Genomic DNA, 19,735 nt, shown 5'->3' with positions numbered 1-19,735 from the left:
AGTGCCCTCGAACGACACGTCCACCGGCTGGCGTATCGCATTCAGCGCGGTGGTGGTCGTTGCCGCCCTCGCGCTGATCGCGGCGCTCGTCGCCACCGGCTTGTGGCTCACCGAGCGGGGGAAGGCGGCGTCGATCCGTGCGGACCGCGCCTCGGCCACCGAGCTCGACACCGCGTACCGCGACTTCGCCACCGACGTGATGACCCACCTCATGACCATCCGGCAGGAGACCCTCGACGAGGACGTCGACCGGATCGTCGGCCTGATCGAGGGCGACTTCTCCGAGCAGTTCACGCCCCGGCGGGACTCGTACGAGGAAGTGGTCAAGTCCACAAAGGTGATCGCGGACGGCGTGGTGTCCGCGGCCGCCGTGGAGAAGTCCTACCCCGACCACGCGGACGTGATCATGGCCATCGACCAGACCATCGGCAACCCCAAGGCCACCGAGGACCAGGAGCGCCAGTACCGGGTCCGCGTCACCGTCAACCGGCACGACGACGGCGAGATGAAGGTCTCGGGGGTGAACTTCATCCCGTGAGCACCGACGACGACATGACCCCGAACTCCGGCTCCACCGGTTCCTCCGGCTCCGACGCCCGCGCGGCCAAGCGCGCCCAGCGTGAGGCCGAGCGCGCGGCCCGCGCCCAGCGCAAGGCCGACGCCGCCCGCGAGCGCGCCCTCGAGGCCGCCCGCGCCGGCGGCCTCTTCGAGGGCATGGAGGCGATGCCGCAGACCCGCACGCCCGACACCGGGCCGTCGGGGACCACCGCGTCCGGCCCCGCCGAGTCGGACCCGTACTCCCGGGACGCCGGCGGCTCCGGCCCCGCTGCTGCGGGCTCGCGTCCCGGTCCCGCGGCCCGGGTCGGGGCGGCGCTGCCCTCCGACACCGGCCGCCTCAAGACGCTGACCGCGATCGTGGCGATCGTGGCGGTGCTGCTCGCCGGTGGCGCCGTCGTGGCGACGCTGGCGTACCTCGGCGCGCGGGACCAGACGGCCGCGGCGGAGGCGTTCCAGGACGTGCCCACGCAGGCCACGGACGCCGCGCGCGAGATCACCACGCAGATGTTCACCTACGACCACCGCACGGTCGACGCCGACCTGGCGGCGGTCCGGGAGCGGCTGGCCGAGCCGGCACTCACCGAGTTCGTGGAGCAGTCCATGCCGACGGTGGCCTCGGCCGCCAAGCAGCAGGAGGCCAGCGTCTACGCGACGGTCGCCGCCGCGGCCCCGCAGGAGATCGTGGAGGCCGAGGGCGAGGAGCCCCGCGTGACCGTCCTGGTGATGCTCAACCGCATGGTGTCCACCAAGGAGAGCCCGGAGGCGGCCAGCTCGGCCTCGCGGCTCAGCGTGCAGATGGTGCAGCAGGACGGGGTCTGGAAGCTCAGCAAGGTCGACGCGCTCTAGGGCCGGCAGTGTTGCACCGCCGGGTCCCGACCGGGCCCCGCGCAGCGCCCCGGGCCGGTCCCTCAGTGCTCGCTGGTGGCGTCGAGGGTCTCGAAGAAGCGGCGGGCCCAGGCGTGGACGTCGTTGCCGAGCACCTGGCGGCGCAGCGAACGCATCCGCTTGCGGCGGTCCTCCTGCGGTTCCTCGACGGCGGCCATGATCGCGTCCTTGACGCCGTCGAGGTCGTGCGGGTTGCACAGGTAGGACTGGCGGAGTTCGGCGGCGGCGCCGGCGAACTCGCTGAGCACGAGCGCGCCCTCGCCGTCGGTGCACGCGGCCACGTACTCCTTGGCGACGAGGTTCATGCCGTCGCGGACGGGTGTGACCAGCATGACGTCGGCGGCCACGTAGAACGCGGTGAGCTCGTCCTTGGGCACGGGGCGGTGGATGTAGGTCACCACGGGGTGTCCGATCTCGCCGAACCGCCCGTTGATGCGGCCCACGGCCTGCTCGATGCGGGAGCGCATGATCTGGTACTGCTCGACGCGCTCGCGGCTGGGCGTGGCCAGTTGCAGGAGCGTCACCTCGCTGGGCTCGAGCCGGCCCTCCTCGAACAGCTCCTCGAGCGCACGCAGACGGACGTCGATGCCCTTGGTGTAGTCCAGCCGATCGACGCCCAGCATGAGGATCCGGGGCGAGGCCAGCTCGGCGCGCAACGATTCGGTGCGGGCCAGGGTCTCGCGGGTGCGGGCCTGTGCGTCGAGGGCGGACGAGTCGATCGAGATGGGGAACGCGCCCACCCGCACCGTGCGGTCGGGCAACCGGATCTCCGAGGCGCGCCCGCGGGCGGACCGGATCCGGCTGGACGGGTAGCCGCGCAGCCGCGTGGAGAGGTAGCGGAAGTTGTCGGCTCCGCCGGGCAGGTGGAAGCCCACGAGGTCGGCACCGAGCATGCCCTCGACGATCTCGGAGCGCCAGGGGAGCTGGATGAACAGCTCGACGGGCGGGAAGGGGATGTGGAGGAAGAACCCGATGGTCAGGTCCGGCCGCATCTCGCGCAGGAGCTTGGGCACCAGCAGGAGCTGATAGTCCTGCACCCACACGGTGGCGTCGCGCGCGGCGGCCGCGGCGGTGGCCTCGGCGAAGCGCTGATTGATCTCCCGATAGGCGTTCCACCACTCGCGGTGGTACTCGGGCGGCACCACCACGTCGTGGAACAGCGGCCACAGGGTGCCGTTGGAGAAGCCCTCGTAGTAGAGCTCCACGTCCTCGGCGGACAGGGGGACGGACCGCAGCGTGATGCCGTCGGAGTCGAACGGCTCCGGCTCGGCGTCCGCGATGCCCGGCCAGCCCACCCAGGCGCCGTCGTTGGCCTTGAGGATGGACTCGAGAGCGGTGACGAGCCCGCCGGGGCTCGCCTTCCAGCGTTCGGTCCCGTCCTTCTCGCGGACGAGGTCCACGGGCAGGCGGTTGGCCACGACGACGAAGTCGGCCCCGTCCTCCGGGATGTCCGTCTCGTGTGCGCCCGTCATGCCAGTTCCCCTCCCGTCCGGGACTACCCGGCGTCGGCCGCCCCGCCGGCCACGGGACCGATCCCCAGCATGTCGAGGAGCATCCGGCACTCCTCGGCGTCGGCCGCGTAGGACGCCACGATCCGCTGGGCCTGGCGCGCGGTCTCGTCGGCGACCGGCTCGATCTCGTCGTCGAGCACGGGCTCGTTGTTGGCCGGTGCGGCGGCTGCCATGGAACTCCTCCAGAGGTCGGTGTACGTCCGTGATCTTACGTCACGTCTCCGTCACTGGTCGGCGGCGGCGGACCGGCGCAGGTTACGGGTCACCCACTCGCCAAAGACGATGCCGGCGGCCAGCGCGACCGCGATCGCGAGCGCCTGGAACATCAGGCCCAGGCCGATACCCGTCTGGTCGCTGGTCAGCGCGGCCAGGCCGCGGTAGACGGACAGGCCGGGGAGCATCGGGGTGATCCCGGCGACCGTCACCACCAGCGGCGGGATGGTGGCCAGGCGGGCGAGGATGCCGCCGAAGAGGCCGGTGGCGCACGCGGCGAGCGCCGAGCCCACCACCACGCCGAGGCCGGTGCCGATCACGCCCAGGTAGATGAGCATGCCCATGGCGCCGACGCCCGCGCCGACGAGTGTCGCCCGGACCGTTGCGTAGCTGGCCACCGCGAAGCCGGCGGCACCGACCCCGGCCGCCAGGACCGCCACGTGGACGTCGGCGTGCCCGGTGATCGACGGGTCGATCGGGGGAGGGGTCATGCCGAGCCGGGCGAACAGGGCGAGCGCCACCGTGATGCCGCCGAGGACGCCACCGGTGAGGATGAGCGCCTCCACCCCGCGGCCCGCGGAGGTCACGGGGAAGCCGGTGATCGCGTCCTCGATCGCGCCGACCAGGGTCAGGCCGGCGAGCAGGACGATGATCCCCGCCGCGACGAGCTGGGAGGGTCTGACTTCCACGAACCTGTCGCTGAGCACCGAGTACGCCGCCAGCGCCCAGCCGGCGGCGATGAACCCGCCGACGACCTGCTGGAAGAACGTCGGCAGCCGGTGCCGGTCGAGGAAGCGGTTGATGAACATCAGCGCGAACGTCGAGACCATCGAGAGGAGGCCGGCCAGCGGGCTCCCGCCGAGCTGGATGACGATCGCGCACCCCAGCATCGCCCACCCGAGCACCGCCACCCGGAACGAGTGCGGGTGCGGCGCGGCCACGATCCGCTCGACCTCCTCGGCCGCCTGCTCCACCGTCAGCCGGCGACGCACGATCAGGTCGATGAGCCGGGCCACGCGGGTCACCCGGGTCATGTCCACCGTGCGGTAGTCCACGACCCGCATCACCGAGATCGGGGGCCGGCCCCGTCGTCGGTTGACCCCGATGCTCAGGGAGGTGAACGTCGCCTCCACCGTCGCCCCGGGAAGACCGAACGCGGCGGCCACGGATTCGGCCTGCGCCACGGTGTCGGCGGCGCCCTCCCCGGAGGAGAGCAGGATGTCGGCGATCTCGAGCGCCAGGTTGAGCACGTCGGTCACCGCGGCGTCGTCGTCGAGGTCGACCGGCGCCATGGGGGAGAGCGGCGGCTCCACGGCCAGGTCCATGGTGGACTTGCGCAGGCCGAGCAACGCCAACGGGCGGGTCAGTGATCCGGTCACGTCGCGGGTGTCCACGGACCACACGCTAGCCAAAGGCCGGAGCCCGGTGACGGTTAGGATGTGAGCCGGGACGCGGCGGGTGTCGCGCCCACGCTGGAGTGGCGCAATTGGTAGCGCACCCGACTTGTAATCGGGCGGTTGCGGGTTCAAGTCCCGTCTCCAGCTCTCGCCGAACGCCCTCCCCCCGGCTTCGGGCGTCGGCACCCGGCGTCTCAGTCGGAGGCGAGCCGGCCGATCGCCGCCCACGCCCCCTCGAGGCGGCCGACGGCGGCGCGCAGGGCCTCCTCGGCCGCGGCGAGGTCGTCGATCGCGGCGGCGTGGGTCTCGGCGGGGCCCCACTGCGTCCCGGGGTCGACGCGGAGGTGGTCGGTGTCCCATACCTCGCAGTCCGCCCGGACGAGCGCCACGCGGTCGGCCGCGGTGGCCGCGAGGCGCACCAGGTCACCGAGATCGGGGTAGAGGTCCTGGGGCCGCATCGGGTCTCCTCCGGTCGGACGACGGGGTCTGTGTGGGTAACCTTCGGGGAATGAACGGTGACCACGACGAGGTGTCCGGCGGGTCCGCGCGCCGTGTGGCGGAGGCGTGGCTCGTCGCGGTCTCGCAGGGTGACGAGGAGGCCGCGCTCGCGTTGTCCTCGCCGTCGATCGTCTACACCGTCGAGCCGGTGATGCGGTACGAGGGACACGAGGGGGTCCGCGACATCCTCGAGGATTTCGCGCGCCTGTCCGGATTCGTCACCATCACGGTACTCGACTGGATCGACACCCCCAGGGTGGCCGCAGTGCGCAGGGTGGAGAAATACACACTGCCCCAAGGCGTCCTGGACGTCCCGAGCTGCTCCTTCGTGGAGGTCTCCGACGGGCTGGTGACGCGCTGGTCGGACCACAAGAACATGCAACCGCTGGATTCGGTCGCGGGATTGTGACGCACGAGGTGGGTGCGGCGGAGGTCGTCCGGGAGCTCGTCGAGGCGGTCGTCCGCCGGGACGAGCAGACCGCGCTGTCGCTGTGCACTCCGGACGTGCGCATCCACATCGAGGGGTTCGACGAGCTCGAGGGGCACGAGGATCTGGCCCACCTCCTCCGCTTCCAGGCCGAGTTCGTCAGCGACGCGAGCGTGCGGATCCACCACGTGCTCGTGGACGGCGACACCGCGGCGGTGGAGCGGACCGACCAGTTCACGATCTCCGGGGAGCGCGTCACCCTCGCCGTCGGGTCCTTCTTCCACCTCCGCGACGGGCTGGTGGCCGAGTGGTACGACTACCACGACCTCCGCGACGTGGCCCGAGCTCTCGGGCACTGAGTCCGGGCCACGCCGCGGCGGACGCGACCCGCCTCAGCCTTCCGGCACGAACTCGCCGTACCCCAGGTCGCGCAGTGTGCGGCGCAGGGTGTCGGCGGCGGCGTCGGACTCCTCGGCCGGGGTGTCCGGGTCGGCCACGGTGAGGTCGAAGCCCGACATGTCGTTGGCGGGGAACACGTGGATGTGGGTGTGCGGGACCTCGAAGCCGGCGATGAGGTAGCCGGCGCGCGAGGCGCCGAAGCCCTGGATCACCGCCTTGCCGACGGCCTGGGCCACCTCGTTGAGGCGGGTCAGGAGGGCCGGTTCGAGGTCGGTCCACCGGTCCACCTCGGCGCGGGGGACGACGAGGGTGTGGCCCTGCGCGACGGGGGCGATGGTGAGAAAGGCGACGACCTCCGGGTCCTGCCACACGAAGCGCCCGGGAAGCTCTCCGGCGATGATCTTGCTGAATACGGATGCCATACCCCTGAGAGTACGGAAGTCGTGGACCGTGGTTACGGTCTTACACCGGGCAACGTGCTGTAATGGGCGTGATCGCCGAGGCAGCATCGGGCGACAGAGCATACGAGGAGTCCGCCATGGTTCAGGCCACCTTCCCCCCTGTCGAGGGCGTCGTCAAGAAGAAGGCCTACCATCACGGTGACCTTCGGAACGCCATCATCCTGCAGGCCACCGCGCGGGCGCGGTCCCAGGGCGAGCGGGCGATCATCCTCCGGGAGATCGCGGCCGAGATCGGGGTCTCCGCGACGGCCGCATACCGGCATTTCGCCAACCGCCAGCAGCTGGTCGAGGAGGTCGCGGCCGCAGGGTTCTCGGCGATGTCCGAGAAGCTGGCCCTCCCGTCGGTTCTGGCCGGGGAGGCCGACGCCGGGCTGGCCGCCTATGTGGACCTGCGCAACGCCGCCCTCGCCGCGGTGACCTTCACCGGCGAGGAGCCGGCGTGGTCCCGGATGATGGTGGCGGGCCTCGGAGAGTCGGCCGCGGTGATCGCCGCGGGCCGTGAGACCGAGGACCTGATGCAGGAGATCGTGGACCGGGGCGTCGAGGCCGGGATGTTCCTGCCCGGCACGAAGCTGCGCCACAATCGCGTGTTCTGGGCGGGCGTCGCCGGCCTGTGCACGCACGCGATGTTCGGCCTGCAGCCCATGGGCACCTCTGAGGCCGACGTCGACTCCTCGCGAACGCTCGACCTGTGCATGTCCGACATGCTCACCGACGCCGGCCGCGAGGCCGTGGCCGCCGCGGACCTGCCGGCAGGAACGATCAGCGCCCTCTGACCGGCCCGCCGGCGCCGCCTACTTCTGCAGGTGGTTCTCGGTGAGCTGGAAGCTCGGTACGTCCTTGAGGTCGATCATCGCCTCGTAGGTGCGGGTATAGCCGGTGCGCGAGATGAGCCACCGGCCGTCGACGCGCACGTAGGCGTCGTCGTAGAACGCGGCGCCGAAGATCATGGTGGAGAAGGCGGGCACGATCACCCGGTCCTGCAGGTACCAGCGGCCCGTCGCGGTGTCGCCGTCGACCGTGATCTCCGGATGGGATACGCGGTGCTCGGTGACGACGTCGTCGGTCATCTGCTCCGCGAGTCCGCGCACCACGGCGTCCCGGGAGTCGAAGGACAGGCGCTTTCCGTAACTGGCGGAGACGTCCTCGGCGAGGGTCTCGCCGAGCTCGTCCCACAGGTGCATGTCGACGCACCTGAGATAGCGGTACTTGAGCTGTTTGATCTCGGCGACGGCGGACAGGTCGGACATCGGCGGTCCTCTCGGGCGGGGACGACACGGGCCTCGCTACTGTAGGCGATGTGCGCATTCTCGTGATCGGTTCCGGTGCCCGTGAGCACGCCCTCCTCGTCGCCCTCGCCGCGGACCCCGCGGTGACCGAACTCCACGTGGCCCCCGGCAACCCCGGCATGGTCCAGGCCACGGCCCACGACGTCCCTGTGACCGACGGTGCCGCCGTCACCACCCTGGCCCGCGGGCTCGAGGTGGACCTCGTGGTGATCGGCCCCGAGGTGCCCCTCGTCGCCGGTGTGGGCGACGCGCTGCGCGCCGCGGGGATCGCCGTGTTCGGTCCGGGTAAGGAGGCGGCGCGGATCGAGGGCTCCAAGGCCTTCGCCAAGGACGTCATGGCCGCCGCGGGCGTGCGGACGGCCCGCGCGGAGGTCGTGGACTCGCCGGCCGAGCTCGACGAGGCCCTGGACCGCTTCGGCCCCACGTGGGTGGTCAAGGACGACGGCCTGGCCGCCGGAAAGGGCGTGGTGGTGACGACGGACCGTGCCGCCGCCCGCGCTCACGCGTCGGCGTGTCTGGACGACGGCCACCCCGTGCTGCTCGAGTCGTTCCTCGACGGCCCCGAGGTGTCCCTGTTCTGCCTCGTCGACGGCGAGACCGTGGTGTCGCTCCTGCCCGCCCAGGATCACAAGCGGGTCGGCGACGACGACCGCGGACCCAACACCGGCGGCATGGGCGCCTACACGCCGCTGCCGTGGCTGCCGGAGGGGATGGTCGAGCGGATCGTCACCGAGGTGTGCGAGCCGGTCGCCCGCGAGATGGTGGCCCGCGGTTGTCCGTTCTCGGGCCTGCTCTATGCCGGCCTGGCGATCACGTCCGAGGGGCCCGAGGTGGTGGAGTTCAACTGCCGCTTCGGCGACCCCGAGACCCAGGCCGTGCTCGCGCTGCTCGAGTCGCCGCTGGGGGAGACCCTGCACGCGGTGGCCACCGGCCGGCTCGCCGAGCTGCCGCCGCTGGTGTGGCGCGACGGCGCCGCCGTGACCGTGGTCCTGGCGGCCGAGAACTACCCGGCGACCCCGCGGCGCGGCGACGTGATCGACGGCGCCGAGCAGCCCGGGGTGCTCCACGCCGGGACCGCGCGGGACGCCGACGGGCGGCTGGTCTCCGCCGGCGGGCGTGTGCTCTCCGTTGTGGGCACCGGAGCCGACCTCGCCGAGGCGCGCGCCGAGGCGTACCGCATCCTGGGCGGCATCGAGCTCAGCGGCGGGCACTTCCGCACCGACATCGGCCAGGCCGCCGAGGAGGGGCGCATCGCCATCCCCGGCTGACCCCGCCACCCCCCTCCCAGGTTGCGCATCCTCTCTGTCGACGCCCAGGCGGGTTGCGCATCCGTTCGGTCACAGATCGGGTGCATACCCGGCGGCGTGCGACGCGGAACGGATGCGCAACCCGCCACACATCCCGCGGCTCGACCTCAGCGGCTGTAGAGCTCCATCTGCGGGACCTGTTCGACCATCCACGGGCTGAACGCGAACGGGGTGGCGTCGACGGCCGCGCGCACATCCTCCGGGCGGGCCCAGTGGTGGGCGCACACCTCGTCGGGTCGTGGGTCCAGCGGCGCCGCGATGCGGGCGGTGTAGACGGGGCAGATCTCGTTCTCCACCACGCCCGAGTCGTCCACCGCGCGGTAGCGGAAGTCCGGCAGCGCCGGGGTCACGTCCGCCACCCGCGTGCCCAGCTCCTGCTCGGCGCGGCGGACGACCGCCTCGGCCGGGTCCTCGTCCGGGCCGGGGTGCCCGCAGAACGCGTTGGTCCACACGCCCGGCCAGGTGAGCTTGCCCAGCGCGCGCCGGGTGAGCAGGACGCGGCCCTCGTCGTCGAGCAGGTGGCACGAGAACGCCAGGTGCAGCGGGGTGTCCTCGGTGTGGACGGTGGCCTTGTCGGCGGTGCCGGCGGGGCGGCCGTCGTCGGCGAGGAGCACCACGAGCTCGGGCGAATGGGCGCCGGGCGCGGCGGGGACGGAGGGGGAGGGGGTCATGCCGCCACCCTAGGCTCTTCCGGCTGACGGGCGCCCTACGCCTCCCAGACGATGCGCAGGGTGCCTCCGTCGGCGGTCGTGACGATGAGCGTCGTCCCGTCGAGTTGGTTGGCCGTGACGGCGTAGGAGGCGCCCCCGGGCAGCTCGCCGGACTCAGTGGTCGCGGCCGCGGCGATGGCCTCCTCGACAAGCGCGCGCTGCGCCGCGGTGAGGGCGTCGCCACCCGCGCGGGAGTAGGTCTGACCGTCGGCGGTGGTGTATGCAGCCGGCGCGACGGCGCTCGTCGCCGAGGTTCTGGTAGCCGTCTTGCCCGCTGCCGGGTCGGGGCCGGCGGAGTTGGCCGTGGTGCTCGCGGTGGCCGTCGGCGCAGTGGCCTCAGTGGTGCTCTTTGCCGACCTGGCGGGGGAGACCTCACTGGTCGGCGACGACGGCGAGAGGGGCGAAGCCTCAGGAATGGCGCTCTCGGTGTCGGACGTCACGGGCGTCGAGGAGGGGTCGGTTGCCTCAAGTACGCCGGAATGGAAAGGCTCGACGACTGACGCATCGGACGGCGTGCGCGCCTCGAGCATCGACTGGCGCTGTGAGACGTGGCCAAACGTCGTGACGCCGCCCTCGGCGAGCGTGCTCGAGTAATCCCCGTTCCATGCCGGGGTCTCGAGTCGCCGAACCGAGGGGACAAGCGGGCCGAAGGTCGTGGAGGGGTTGAGTGTCACGGACCCGTCGGGAGAGACCGCGCATTCGGACTTCGTCACGAACGAGAAGTCCGAGCGGACCGCTGTTCCATCCTTGCTGTCCGAGCCGGTGACATACAGGACGATCGCGGACAGGGCTCGAGGCGGATTCGCGAAGGTCTGCTTGATCGTCTGTACCTCAACGGTCTGGGCCATTTGCGAGTAGCGGCTGGCCCACTGTTGGATTCGGACGAAACGATTCTCGGCAGGAATTGATCGCCAGCCAAGACGCTTGTCATGCCCACTCGCCCAGCTACCAGTACCGCCGAGATTGAAGTTCCCTCGTGGTGTCTCTGCAGAAACCGTACCGTCGGCCCGGCAGGAGACCGAGGTCCACACATCGTGGAGCTGGAGATTGGTGTTCGGGACTCGGGTGTCGACGAAGTCAATGTCGAACTTCCCGACACTCGGGTCGTTGCCTGAACTCGCTGAGACGAGTGGAGCGCCGCCTGTCGTGCCGGGGCACCGATTCGTGTTACCGCCGGTTGTCGATGAAGCACAGGCTGTGACGTTGCGGGCGGCGTCGAGCCGGATCCCCGGACTGGAGTAGCTCCACGGAACCGGGAAAGTGGCTGTGTCGGTGCGACTCGGGACTGTCCGAGAGTCGATGACTGTGCTTCTGTTGTCGGTGTTTTGACCGCCGCCGACGACGCTGGCGTCGTAGTGGAACGCGGCGCTTACCCCGCGTGCGATCCCGTACGGCACCCCCTCGACCCCGACGGTCGCACTCGCGTTCACCGAGTCGGACAAAGCTGCAACCGTGCCGCCGGTGACGGACATGAGGGCGGCGGCCGAGAGGGCGAGGCCTGCGGTGAGGCCGGCGCCGATGCGAGTCCTGGCTGACGTCATTGGGTGTCCTTTGGATGAGGTGAGGGCTCGGATGCTGGGCGGAGAACGGGGGCGCGGGGCGGACGAGGTCAGGAGTGCTCGGTAGCCGTCACGGTCCAGGTGGCCTTCGCAGTGTGAGGCGCGGTGCCGGTAGGCCGCTGCTGCAGGACGAACTTCATGCACAGGGTCTTGGTCGCGCCAGGCTGTCCGGCGTTGGTCGGGGCGTTCATGAAGAAGGCGGAAGAGGGGCTTGCGCTGTTCATGAGCTGGCTCCGGAGCGTTGAGATCGGCGCGGGCATCCCGGAGTCGCACTGGGAGGTGGAGGCCTCGAGGAGATCTACCATGACGTTCTGAGCCAGGGCGTCGGGGTTGGTGCCGGTGATCGTCGCGCCGCCCACGGTGACCTCGGCGGAGTCGTGAATGGTCGTGTCCGCGGAGAGGCGGAGGTAGAGGGGCGCGAAGTATGCGGTCCCCACAGTCATCTTCGAGGCATCGACGGGCAGCGCCATGGTGACGTCCTTCTCCCACGTCGATCCGTCCTTGGACCCCTCCAGCTTCAGCACACCCGGGGGCTCGACGGCGGCGGCACTGAACGCACTGCTCACCCACTCGCTGTCGGAGTAGGCGGCAAGCGTCCCCGCGGTGCCGAGGCCCAGCACGACGCCCCCGGCGAGGAGGGCACGGGCACGGCGACCGCTCAGTGCGTGCCGCACGCGGGTGGCGCGTCCGGTGGGACCATGCTCAGTGGGCTGATCGGTGGTGTGGTCGTCAGACATGGTGGTCACTTCTCCCGGACGATGCGCAGGGTGCCGCCGTCGGCGGTGGTCACGTTGAAGGTCGAGGTATTCGTGGGTGCCGTCGGCCTTGTCGAGGTGACCGCCGTGGTGCTCAAGATGACCCACTTTCCGCAGGGGCGCGGGCGGGAGTGGGGGTGGTGTCGAGGTCTGCGGCCGACGTGACGGAAGGGGCGGTCCGGGAGGGCTCGTCGTCACCCTCGTCCTTCCTGGGCCAGAAGGCCCAGACCACGAGGAGGGTCGCGAAGATCGTGATCCCGCCGATCACGGGCGCTTGCTCGAAGCGCGCCAGCTGGTGGCCGATTCCGGGTGCGGACCAGACCACACGGTTGACGGTGCGGACCTCGTAGGGGAACGGGTCGTTGCCCTCGTTGGCGTCGCCCTTGAGGATGAGCGCGGCGCCACCGTCGGACAGCGGCATCGTGTCAACGACGCGGTGGGTCACCGGCAGGCGCCCCTCGCCGCGGTCGACGGTGACGACGTCGCCGACCCTGGCGTCGGCGGCATCGATCTCCAGCGACACCGCGGCCGAACCGGCCGGGATCGACGGGGACATGGAGCCGGTCTTGAACAGTGCGATGTTCACGCCGAAGAAGAACGCGGCGATCGTGGCGAGGATGCAGATCGCGCCGAGGACTGCGGTGAGATTGACGACGGCGTCGCCGAGCCGGCCGAGCACCGCGGCGCGGCTGGAGGGGGCGGCATGTCTGGCCAATGTCAACGACCTCTACGTCTGTCGGAGGGGCGGTTTCCGCCCCGCATATCCCGATGCGGAGCGGAAACCGCAGAGTGCGACCCGGAAGGGAGCACGCACCTGAGGGGTCCGGTACTGATCCGGAAAAACGGCGGAATCAGTCCGGGGAAAGGGGGAGGGTCAGGCGGTCTTGGCCTGGAACTCCCACGCCACGGCACCGGTGCTGAGTTCGTCGGCCACGTTGTAAGTGTTGGGCAGCGTGACCTTGAAGCAGGTCTGGACGGCCGTGCCGCCGACGTCTCCGAGGTCGATCTCGCCGATGCTCTTGAGCGGGCCCGACTTCGCGGAGGTTCCCGAGGTGCAGTCGCCCTTGAAGACCTCGACCTGCAGAGCATCGACGAGGGCGTTGGAGTTCTCGATCTTCGGCTGCTGAAGCTTGACGGTGGCCACCGGGCCGTTCGTCTGGACCCAGTAGGAGGCGGTGACCGAGTCGCCGGGCTTGAGTGCCTCCGGGTTGGTGACGAACGTCATCGAGGCCGCCTTGTCCTCGGTTGCGTGCTCGGCGAAGTTCTGGCCGTCGAGCGAACCCTGGAAGGTGAAGCCGCCGGTCGAGAACGAACCGCTCGCCCACTCCGAGTCGGACCAGGCGGCAAGGGTCATCGAGGCGCCGATGCCGAGGACGACGCCGCCGGCGAGAAGGGCGCGCGACTTACGGCTCTTGAGAACGGACATGTGCTGGCTCCTAAGGAGGGGGACGGGCTGGCGGCCCGGGGGGTGGTTGGAAAGGGCTGCAGCTGAAGGCGCCTCGTGACGGTGCTCACAGCATGCGAGGAATACGCTAACCCGAACAGATGTCCATGTCTAGTGAACGGTGAGAATTCGTTCCCTGGTCTAACTTTCGGGTGCGATGTCAGCGACACGCGCCATTGTCGCAGTTCAATGCGCTGGACAGATTTCCAAGTCGGGTTGGCTGGCCAAATGTCTGAATGTCACGAAAAGCTTGCGGTCAGGAAATTTCGCTCTATCCTCTGTGTCAGGCATCACCGCAGTGAGCGCCGTGAACCTCCTCCCTCGCCGTCGGCGCCGAAAGGGCCCCTCTGCCCATGAACACCTCCACGAACCACCGCGTGACCGGTCCCCTCACCACCGTCCTCGTGGCGCTGTCGGTACTCGTCGCGATGGTGGCCTCGGTCCTCGTCGCCCCGCCCGCCCGCGCGCAGGCGGCGGACCCGTCGGCCTCGGACCTGCTCCGGGTCTCCAAGGACGGCGACACCTGGTCGTCGGGCCCCACGCCCGCGATCCTCGCCTGGTCGGCGCCGTTCGAGGGTATGAGTCCCGGTGATTCCTCCACGCAGGACTACTACATCCGCAACGACGGCTCGGTGCCGGTCCGCGTGGACGTAGCGGTACTGGTGGCGTCGCTCGACGAGTACTCCTACCTCGCGGGTCGGTCCGCTGTCGCGACCGTATCCGGAACCGTCACCGATACCACCACCCGCGGCGAGTTCCACCTCATCGGAGCGGGTGCCGCCGGCGTGGACGGACTCACCGGCACCACGTCGCTGCCCCACGACACTCTCGTCTCGGGCGCGGAACTCGCCCCCGGCGCTACCGTGCGTGTGACCAACACCGTTACCTTCCCCTCCGAGGTCGACACCCTGTCGGCCGAGGTCAAGGCGCGGTTCATGAATCAGGCCACCAAGGCGCACTTCGTGCCGCGGGCCTCCTTCGGAGACTCGACGGCCACCTTCAGCGTGACGCGCTCGGAGAACACACCCCCGATCGTCGGCCGACGCGTCGACTTCACCATCGCCGGCAGCCCGGCCGAGGCCGTCGCCGGTGGCACCGCGGTGGTGTACGACGCCGACGGCAAGGAGATCGCCCGCGTCCCCCTGGGCGCCGACGGAACCGGCACCTTCACGCACACCTTCGACGAGCCTGGCGACCACCGGCTCACCGTCCGCTTCGAGCCGACCGCGGGCCAGGGGCCCGTCGAGCCCGTCACCGTCCAGATCACCGTCGCCGAGCCGGGCACAGCCCCCGGCGATCCGGGTAGCCCGGGCGGACCCGGCTCCTCCGGCGGCTCGCTCGGCAACCTCGGCTGGCTGTTCGCCATCCCCGTGGCGATCGGCGCGCTGGCGCTCCTTGTAGGCGGCGCGTGGTACCTCGCCGACAGGTTCCGCGTCCCCGGCATCCCGCCGTTCCCCGCACCCGTCCCGGACTTCGGCGGATCGTCCGGCTCGCTCGGCCTCCCCGTCGACCGCGAGGACGAGCGCGAGCGTCAATACCGCGGCCCCGCGAACGGCTCCGCGGGCACGGGCGGGGTCCGGGCCGACGCCGGGCAGTCGTCCCCTACCACCGGCTCCCACGCCGGCCAGGTGCCGCTGCCCGTGATCGGCGATCCCGACGCGGGTCAGTACGCCCCGGCCGCCCCGGCGGCGCAGGCCGACAAGCCCTGGTGGGAGCGCCTCGTCGACGCGGTCCGCGGGTTCTTCCGCTAGCGGCTCAGCGCGCCAGGTCCCGCGCGATCACCAGGCGCTGGATCTGGTTGGTGCCCTCGAAGATCTGGGTGATCTTGGCCTCGCGCATGTAGCGCTCCACCGGGAACTCGCGGGTGTAGCCCACGCCGCCGAGCACCTGCACCGCATCCGTGGTCACCTTCATGGCGGCGTCGGTGGCGGTGAGCTTGGCGATGGACGCCTCGCGCGAGTAGGGCCGCCCGGCGTCCTTGCGGCGTGCGGCGTCGAGGTAGGTGGCGCGGGCACCGGCGACGGCCGCGGCCATGTCGGCCAGGAGGAAGCCCAGCCCCTGGTGGCCGATGATCGTCTTGCCGAACGCCTCGCGCTCGTTGGCGTAGGCCACCGCGTCGTCCAGGGCGCGCTGGGCGATGCCGGTCGCCACCGCCGCGATCCCGAGGCGGCCCGAGTCCAGGGCGGAGAAGGCGATGCGCAGGCCGTCGCCCTCGGCGCCGAGCAGGCGGCCGGAGTCGATCCGCGCCCCCTCGTAGGAGGCCGTGGTGGTGGGCACGCCGTTGAGGCCCATCTTGTCCTCGGGCTTGCCGAAGTGCAGGTTCTCGGTCTCCTTGGGCACGAAAAGGCACGAGATGCCGCGCGAGCCCTCACCGGTGCGGACGAACGTGTTGTAGACGTCGGCGATCCCACCGTGGGTGATCCACGATTTGGTGCCGGTGACCACGTAGTCATCACCCTCCCGCACCGCGCGGCACCGCAGAGCCGCGGCGTCGGATCCGGCCTGCGGTTCGGACAGGGAGTAGGCGCCGATCTGCTCGCCGGCGAGCAGGCCCGGCAGCCACTCGGCCTTCTGCTCGTCGGTGCCCGCGGTGGCCAGCGGGAAGCAGGACAGGCCGTGGACGCTGGTGGCCACCGCCACAGCCGCCCACCGGGCGCCGAGCTCCTCGAGCACCTGCAGGTACACCTCGTACGGCTGGTCGCCGCCACCGAACTCCTCCGGGTACGGCAGGCCCAGCAGCCCCACCTCGCCGAGCTGCGCGAACAGGCCCTCCGGGTAGGTGTGGTTCTTCTCGTGCTCGGCGGCGACGGGCTCGAGCAGCTTGTCCGCCACCTGGCGCGTCATGTCGAGGAGCTCGTACGCCTCGTCGGTGGGGAGCAGTCGGTCCACGGCCATGGGGATCCTCCGGTGGGCTGGGGTGCGGCTATCCCTTGAGAGTGCACCGGTGGGCCACCGAAAGGCCAGGGTGTGACGGCGGGGGTGTCCGTTCGTGGGTAGTGACCGGCGGTGTTGTGGGCCACAATCGGACGCATGACTGACACCCACGCGGCCCCCATGACCCCCGAGCAGCTCCTGGAGATGTACGACATCCCGGAGGCCAGCGCCGCGGAGTTCCTCTGCGATCGTCACGATCCGGAGGCCGTCGCCTTTACCGTGATCGACCCGGACCTGTCGAGCCGCGACATCACCTACGGCGAGCTCCGCACCGAGAGCGAGAAGGTCGCCGCCGCCCTCGCTGAGCTCGGCGTGGGGGAGGGCGACCGCGTGGCCACTCTCATGGGTAAATCCTCCGACCTGGTCTTTACGCTCATGGGCATCTGGCGCCTCGGCGCGGTCCACATGCCGCTGTTCACCGCGTTCGCGTGGCCGGCCATCGAGATGCGGGTCACCGGCGGCGACGCCACGGTGATCGTCTCGGACGCAGACCAGCGCGGGAAGATCGAGTCGTTCGACGGCCCCGTCGTCGTCGCCGGGCTCGCCGACGCCCTCGAGGCCGAGGAGGGCGACCTCGACCTCGCCACCATCGTCGCCGCGCAGGAGCCCGGCCGCGCCGCCGCAGTCACGGGCCCCGACGCCGGCATGGTCATGCTCTTCACCTCCGGCACCACCGGCACCCCCAAGGGCGTCGTGGTGCCCGTCCGGGCCCTCGCCGCGTTCCACCAGTACATCGAGACCGGCCTCGACGTGCGTGCCGACGACGTGTTCTGGAACGGCGCCGACCCGGGCTGGGCGTACGGCCTCTACTACGGCATCCTCGGCCCGCTGGCCGTGGGCCGCCGCAGCCTCCTGCTCCACGCCCGCTACACCCCCGAGCTGGCCTTCGCCGTCCTGCAGTACTACGGCGTCACCAACTTCGCCGCCGCGCCCACCGTGTACCGCACCATGCGTGCCAAGCGCGACATCGCGCCCGCCGGCGTCACGCTGCGCCGCGCTTCGGCCGCCGGCGAGCCGCTCACCCCCGAGGTGATCGAGTGGTCCAAGGAGCAGTTCGGCTGCGAGATCCGCGACCAGTACGGGCAGACCGAGCACGGCATGTTCATCATCAACCCCTGGCACGACTCGCTGCGCCAGGACGTCCGACCCGGCTCCATGGGCGTGCCCCTGCCCGGCTGGTCCTGCACCGTCCTGGCCGCCGACGACGACGTGCCCGCCCCCGCCGGCGAGCTCGGCCGCGTCGCGATCGACGTGCCCGCCAGCCCGCTCATGTGGTTCACCGGCTACCACGAGGCGCCCGAGAAGACCGCCGAGCGCTTCAGTCGCGACGGCCGCTGGTACTACACCGGCGACGCCGCCAAGCTCGACGACGACGGCCACTTCTACTTCTCCAGCCGCGACGACGACGTGATCATCATGTCCGGCTACCGCATCGGGCCCTTCGACGTGGAGTCCGTCCTCTCCAAGCACCCGGACGTCCTCGAGTCCGCGATCATCGGTGTTCCGGACGAGCTCTCCGGCGAGGTGCTGGAGGCCTACGTGGTGCTCCGCGACGGTGTCGAGGGCGACGAGATCAAGGAGAAGGAACTCCAGAACTGGGTCAAGCACGAGTTCGCCGCCCACGCGTTCCCGCGCAAGATCCACTTCGTCCCCGAACTGCCCAAGACCCCGTCCGGCAAGATCCAGCGGTTCCTCCTGCGCAAGGAGAGGGCCGCCAACGCGTAGCAGCGGTGTGCGCGTCGTCTGGTCCCGGCAGGACGACGCGGACACCGGGGCGCGGGGATAAGCTTCTCTTCATGCCCTTCCCCCGCCCCCCGCGCGCCACCGTGAGCGCGCTCCTGCGCGCGGCCGCCGCGGCCGCCCTCGCCGTCGTCCTCCCGCTGGCGGCCGCCGCTCCCGTAGCGGCCCAGACCGCCTCCAACCCCGCCATCTCCTCCGTCGCGCCGGACCCGTCCGCGCTGCGTGGAGCCGACGGCGCGTTCCACGTCTACGCCTCTTCCGATGACTGGTCGGACGGGGCCGGCCACCGCCTGATCCCGCACTTCCGGTCCTTCGACCTGGTGGAGTGGGAGTACATCGGCGACGCCTTCGCGGCGCGCCCCGCGTGGGCCCCGGCGCAGTCGTTCCTGTGGGCGCCCGACGTCCACGCCACGGCGGACGGCGCGGTGATGTACTACTCGACCGGCGGCAGGCTGCCGTGCATCGGCCGTGCCTCCGCGCCGGGCGTCGAGGGCCCGTGGGCACACGACGCTGCACCGATCGTCTGCTACGGCGCCGACGAGCCGTACCAGGACCTCGACCCGATGGACCCCGAGGTGGTGTGGACCGACGACGGCCCGGTGCTGATCATGGGCAACTACGAGGGCATCCACGCCGTCCCCATGAACGCCGGGGGCACGGCGCTCGACGGCGAGCCCGTCCTCCTGGCCGGGGCGGGTGTCGAGGCCCCGGCGGTGGTGGAGCGCGCGGGCCACACCCACCTGTTCACCAGCGCCGGACTGTGTTGTGACGGCGAGGCGTCGCAGTACCGGGTCCTGGGCGGACGCGCGGAGGGCCTCATGGGCCCCTATGTGGACCGGCAGGACCGGCCGCTCGTCGAGCGCGGGGCCGGCGACGTGATCCTGCGCGGGAACGACGACTGGGTGGGCCCCGGCCACGTGGACGTGGTGACCGACGACGCCGGCCAGGACTGGATGATCTACCACGCGGCGCCCCGCGGCTCCGCCGTGCTGCCCAACGGCATCCAGCGCCGCTACATGATGCTCGACCGCCTGGACTGGGTGGACGGCTGGCCGGTCGTGGGGGACGGCACGCCGTCGACCACGCGGCCCGCCGACCCGACCGTGACCCTGCCCGTGCGCCTCGCCGCCGCCGGGGACGCCACGCTGCGGCCGCCGCGCGACGTGCTCGACGCCCCGGTGCGCCTCGACTCGACCGGCGCCGCCTACGCGGGCGAGCTGCGCGCCGTCCTCACCGGCCCCGACAAGCGGCGCGTGCCGCTGCGGTTCGTCGCCGACGGCGCGGACGCCGGGTCGCTGCCGGTCTCGGTGGCCGCGGGCGGGTCGGCGGACCTCCTGCCGGCCCTGCGCGCCCCGGGCCCGCTGGCCCCGGGCCGGTACGAACTCGTGGTGTCCGTGGGCGAGGCCGGCGGCCCCGCCCGGGAGCTCGCGGTGTTCGGCCTCGACGTGGCGGCGGACGGCTCGCTCGAGCAGGGCGGAGGACCCCTCGGCTCGGTGGGGCCGGGCACCGGGTCGCTCGGCAGCTGACCCCGCCCTGGTCGGGGACGCGCCGCCGGGCGGGAAACGGTCGTGGGGCCGGGGCGCCGCCGTTACGGTGGGGCCACAGCACCCCGGCGGGAGGCTCGGGGTCGAGGACCCGAGGGGGCGGC

General features: G+C 71.3%; 21 protein-coding genes and 1 tRNA gene. 10 read left to right on the top strand and 12 right to left on the bottom strand.

The features are described 5' to 3' along the window. Position 1: 1 nt before the first annotated feature. Both ACH0BZ_RS12245 and ACH0BZ_RS12240 read left to right on the top strand, forming a co-directional pair. A complete protein-coding gene (locus tag ACH0BZ_RS12245; protein ID WP_406898723.1) occupies positions 2-538 on the top strand; it encodes a hypothetical protein in 537 nt (178 codons plus the stop codon). Beyond that, positions 535-1,404, top strand: a complete 870-nt coding sequence (locus ACH0BZ_RS12240; RefSeq protein ID WP_406898721.1) for a hypothetical protein — start codon at positions 535-537, stop codon at positions 1,402-1,404. The genes ACH0BZ_RS12245 and ACH0BZ_RS12240 overlap by 4 nt, the downstream gene beginning before the upstream one ends. 62 nt (positions 1,405-1,466) lie before the next feature. Here the strand turns inward: ACH0BZ_RS12240 and ACH0BZ_RS12235 are convergent, their stop codons facing one another. The 3 genes from ACH0BZ_RS12235 to ACH0BZ_RS12225 are packed head-to-tail and all read right to left on the bottom strand — an operon-like array spanning position 1,467 to position 4,561. After that, positions 1,467-2,915, bottom strand: coding sequence for a trehalose-6-phosphate synthase (locus tag ACH0BZ_RS12235; protein ID WP_406898719.1), 1,449 nt, complete (start codon positions 2,913-2,915; stop codon positions 1,467-1,469). A gap of 23 nt (positions 2,916-2,938) precedes the next feature. Beyond that, a complete protein-coding gene (locus ACH0BZ_RS12230; protein WP_406898717.1) occupies positions 2,939-3,127 on the bottom strand; it encodes a hypothetical protein in 189 nt (62 codons plus the stop codon). Between the two features lie 51 nt (positions 3,128-3,178). Then, positions 3,179-4,561, bottom strand: coding sequence for a threonine/serine exporter ThrE family protein (locus tag ACH0BZ_RS12225; RefSeq protein WP_406898715.1), 1,383 nt, complete (start codon positions 4,559-4,561; stop codon positions 3,179-3,181). A gap of 77 nt (positions 4,562-4,638) precedes the next feature. Between ACH0BZ_RS12225 and ACH0BZ_RS12220 the strand changes: the two genes are divergently transcribed. Next, positions 4,639-4,711: transfer RNA gene (locus ACH0BZ_RS12220), tRNA-Thr, on the top strand. Between the two features lie 47 nt (positions 4,712-4,758). Here ACH0BZ_RS12220 and ACH0BZ_RS12215 read toward each other — a convergent pair. Continuing rightward, complete coding sequence (locus ACH0BZ_RS12215; protein WP_406898712.1) at positions 4,759-5,022, bottom strand: hypothetical protein; 264 nt, start codon at positions 5,020-5,022, stop codon at positions 4,759-4,761. Between the two features lie 50 nt (positions 5,023-5,072). On the opposite strand from ACH0BZ_RS12215, the gene ACH0BZ_RS12210 reads away from it, so the two are divergent. Beyond that, positions 5,073-5,471, top strand: a complete 399-nt coding sequence (locus tag ACH0BZ_RS12210) for a nuclear transport factor 2 family protein (RefSeq protein WP_406898710.1) — start codon at positions 5,073-5,075, stop codon at positions 5,469-5,471. Next, the gene (locus tag ACH0BZ_RS12205) at positions 5,468-5,848 is read left to right on the top strand and encodes a nuclear transport factor 2 family protein (RefSeq protein ID WP_406898708.1); all 381 of its coding nucleotides are present in this window, start codon (positions 5,468-5,470) and stop codon (positions 5,846-5,848) included. Before ACH0BZ_RS12210 ends, ACH0BZ_RS12205 begins: the two co-directional genes overlap by 4 nt. A gap of 33 nt (positions 5,849-5,881) precedes the next feature. Here the strand turns inward: ACH0BZ_RS12205 and ACH0BZ_RS12200 are convergent, their stop codons facing one another. Further along, complete coding sequence (locus ACH0BZ_RS12200) at positions 5,882-6,310, bottom strand: HIT family protein (RefSeq protein ID WP_406898706.1); 429 nt, start codon at positions 6,308-6,310, stop codon at positions 5,882-5,884. 116 nt (positions 6,311-6,426) lie between these two features. On the opposite strand from ACH0BZ_RS12200, the gene ACH0BZ_RS12195 reads away from it, so the two are divergent. After that, on the top strand, positions 6,427-7,125 hold the full coding sequence (locus ACH0BZ_RS12195; protein ID WP_406898704.1) for a TetR/AcrR family transcriptional regulator: 699 nt from the start codon (positions 6,427-6,429) through the stop codon (positions 7,123-7,125). Between the two features lie 18 nt (positions 7,126-7,143). On the opposite strand, the gene ACH0BZ_RS12190 is transcribed toward ACH0BZ_RS12195, so the two are convergent. Continuing rightward, a complete protein-coding gene (locus ACH0BZ_RS12190) occupies positions 7,144-7,599 on the bottom strand; it encodes a nuclear transport factor 2 family protein (RefSeq protein ID WP_406898701.1) in 456 nt (151 codons plus the stop codon). Between the two features lie 50 nt (positions 7,600-7,649). Between ACH0BZ_RS12190 and purD the strand changes: the two genes are divergently transcribed. Beyond that, positions 7,650-8,906, top strand: a complete 1,257-nt coding sequence (purD, locus tag ACH0BZ_RS12185) for a phosphoribosylamine--glycine ligase (RefSeq protein ID WP_406898699.1) — start codon at positions 7,650-7,652, stop codon at positions 8,904-8,906. Positions 8,907-9,052: 146 nt separating this feature from the next. Here purD and idi read toward each other — a convergent pair whose 3' ends face one another. From idi to ACH0BZ_RS12160, 5 genes are all read right to left on the bottom strand, one after another. After that, complete coding sequence (gene idi, locus ACH0BZ_RS12180; protein WP_406898697.1) at positions 9,053-9,616, bottom strand: isopentenyl-diphosphate Delta-isomerase; 564 nt, start codon at positions 9,614-9,616, stop codon at positions 9,053-9,055. Positions 9,617-9,651: 35 nt separating this feature from the next. Then, positions 9,652-11,196: a hypothetical protein gene (locus ACH0BZ_RS12175; RefSeq protein WP_406898695.1), complete on the bottom strand. Its 1,545-nt coding sequence runs from the start codon at positions 11,194-11,196 to the stop codon at positions 9,652-9,654. Positions 11,197-11,264: 68 nt separating this feature from the next. Continuing rightward, complete coding sequence (locus ACH0BZ_RS12170; protein WP_406898693.1) at positions 11,265-11,951, bottom strand: SipW-dependent-type signal peptide-containing protein; 687 nt, start codon at positions 11,949-11,951, stop codon at positions 11,265-11,267. A gap of 112 nt (positions 11,952-12,063) precedes the next feature. Next, a complete protein-coding gene (locus ACH0BZ_RS12165; protein WP_406898691.1) occupies positions 12,064-12,684 on the bottom strand; it encodes a S26 family signal peptidase in 621 nt (206 codons plus the stop codon). Positions 12,685-12,843: 159 nt separating this feature from the next. Beyond that, positions 12,844-13,395 carry a SipW-dependent-type signal peptide-containing protein gene (locus tag ACH0BZ_RS12160; RefSeq protein WP_406898689.1) on the bottom strand — a complete coding sequence of 184 codons (552 nt, stop codon included), beginning with the start codon at positions 13,393-13,395 and terminating at the stop codon, positions 12,844-12,846. A gap of 371 nt (positions 13,396-13,766) precedes the next feature. On the opposite strand from ACH0BZ_RS12160, the gene ACH0BZ_RS12155 reads away from it, so the two are divergent. Beyond that, entirely contained in the window at positions 13,767-15,164 is a 1,398-nt protein-coding gene (locus ACH0BZ_RS12155; protein WP_406898687.1) for an Ig-like domain-containing protein, read from the top strand. 4 nt (positions 15,165-15,168) lie between these two features. Here ACH0BZ_RS12155 and ACH0BZ_RS12150 read toward each other — a convergent pair whose 3' ends face one another. Then, a complete protein-coding gene (locus ACH0BZ_RS12150) occupies positions 15,169-16,308 on the bottom strand; it encodes an acyl-CoA dehydrogenase family protein (RefSeq protein ID WP_406898685.1) in 1,140 nt (379 codons plus the stop codon). A gap of 135 nt (positions 16,309-16,443) precedes the next feature. On the opposite strand from ACH0BZ_RS12150, the gene ACH0BZ_RS12145 reads away from it, so the two are divergent. Both ACH0BZ_RS12145 and ACH0BZ_RS12140 read left to right on the top strand, forming a co-directional pair. Next, a complete protein-coding gene (locus tag ACH0BZ_RS12145) occupies positions 16,444-18,072 on the top strand; it encodes an AMP-binding protein (RefSeq protein ID WP_406898683.1) in 1,629 nt (542 codons plus the stop codon). 71 nt (positions 18,073-18,143) lie between these two features. Further along, the gene (locus ACH0BZ_RS12140; protein ID WP_406898681.1) at positions 18,144-19,613 is read left to right on the top strand and encodes a family 43 glycosylhydrolase; all 1,470 of its coding nucleotides are present in this window, start codon (positions 18,144-18,146) and stop codon (positions 19,611-19,613) included. Positions 19,614-19,735: the final 122 nt, after the last annotated feature.

This window comes from Dietzia sp. 179-F 9C3 NHS (assembly GCF_045369825.1).
Taxonomy (GTDB): domain Bacteria; phylum Actinomycetota; class Actinomycetes; order Mycobacteriales; family Mycobacteriaceae; genus Dietzia.
Note: the sequence above shows the minus strand (reverse complement) of the source record. Positions and strands in the feature narration are given on the sequence as shown.

Coding starts and splice junctions, on each gene's coding strand:
- ACH0BZ_RS12140 (WP_406898681.1), top strand. CDS start 18,144: ATGCCCTTCCCCCGCCCCCCGCGCGCCACCGTGAGCGCGCTCCTGCGC.
- ACH0BZ_RS12175 (WP_406898695.1), bottom strand. CDS start 11,196: ATGACGTCAGCCAGGACTCGCATCGGCGCCGGCCTCACCGCAGGCCTC.
- ACH0BZ_RS12170 (WP_406898693.1), bottom strand. CDS start 11,951: ATGTCTGACGACCACACCACCGATCAGCCCACTGAGCATGGTCCCACC.
- ACH0BZ_RS12200 (WP_406898706.1), bottom strand. CDS start 6,310: ATGGCATCCGTATTCAGCAAGATCATCGCCGGAGAGCTTCCCGGGCGC.
- ACH0BZ_RS12215 (WP_406898712.1), bottom strand. CDS start 5,022: ATGCGGCCCCAGGACCTCTACCCCGATCTCGGTGACCTGGTGCGCCTC.
- ACH0BZ_RS12145 (WP_406898683.1), top strand. CDS start 16,444: ATGACTGACACCCACGCGGCCCCCATGACCCCCGAGCAGCTCCTGGAG.
- ACH0BZ_RS12230 (WP_406898717.1), bottom strand. CDS start 3,127: ATGGCAGCCGCCGCACCGGCCAACAACGAGCCCGTGCTCGACGACGAG.
- ACH0BZ_RS12155 (WP_406898687.1), top strand. CDS start 13,767: ATGAACACCTCCACGAACCACCGCGTGACCGGTCCCCTCACCACCGTC.
- ACH0BZ_RS12195 (WP_406898704.1), top strand. CDS start 6,427: ATGGTTCAGGCCACCTTCCCCCCTGTCGAGGGCGTCGTCAAGAAGAAG.
- ACH0BZ_RS12190 (WP_406898701.1), bottom strand. CDS start 7,599: ATGTCCGACCTGTCCGCCGTCGCCGAGATCAAACAGCTCAAGTACCGC.
- ACH0BZ_RS12210 (WP_406898710.1), top strand. CDS start 5,073: ATGAACGGTGACCACGACGAGGTGTCCGGCGGGTCCGCGCGCCGTGTG.
- ACH0BZ_RS12235 (WP_406898719.1), bottom strand. CDS start 2,915: ATGACGGGCGCACACGAGACGGACATCCCGGAGGACGGGGCCGACTTC.
- ACH0BZ_RS12150 (WP_406898685.1), bottom strand. CDS start 16,308: ATGGCCGTGGACCGACTGCTCCCCACCGACGAGGCGTACGAGCTCCTC.
- ACH0BZ_RS12160 (WP_406898689.1), bottom strand. CDS start 13,395: ATGTCCGTTCTCAAGAGCCGTAAGTCGCGCGCCCTTCTCGCCGGCGGC.
- idi (WP_406898697.1), bottom strand. CDS start 9,616: ATGACCCCCTCCCCCTCCGTCCCCGCCGCGCCCGGCGCCCATTCGCCC.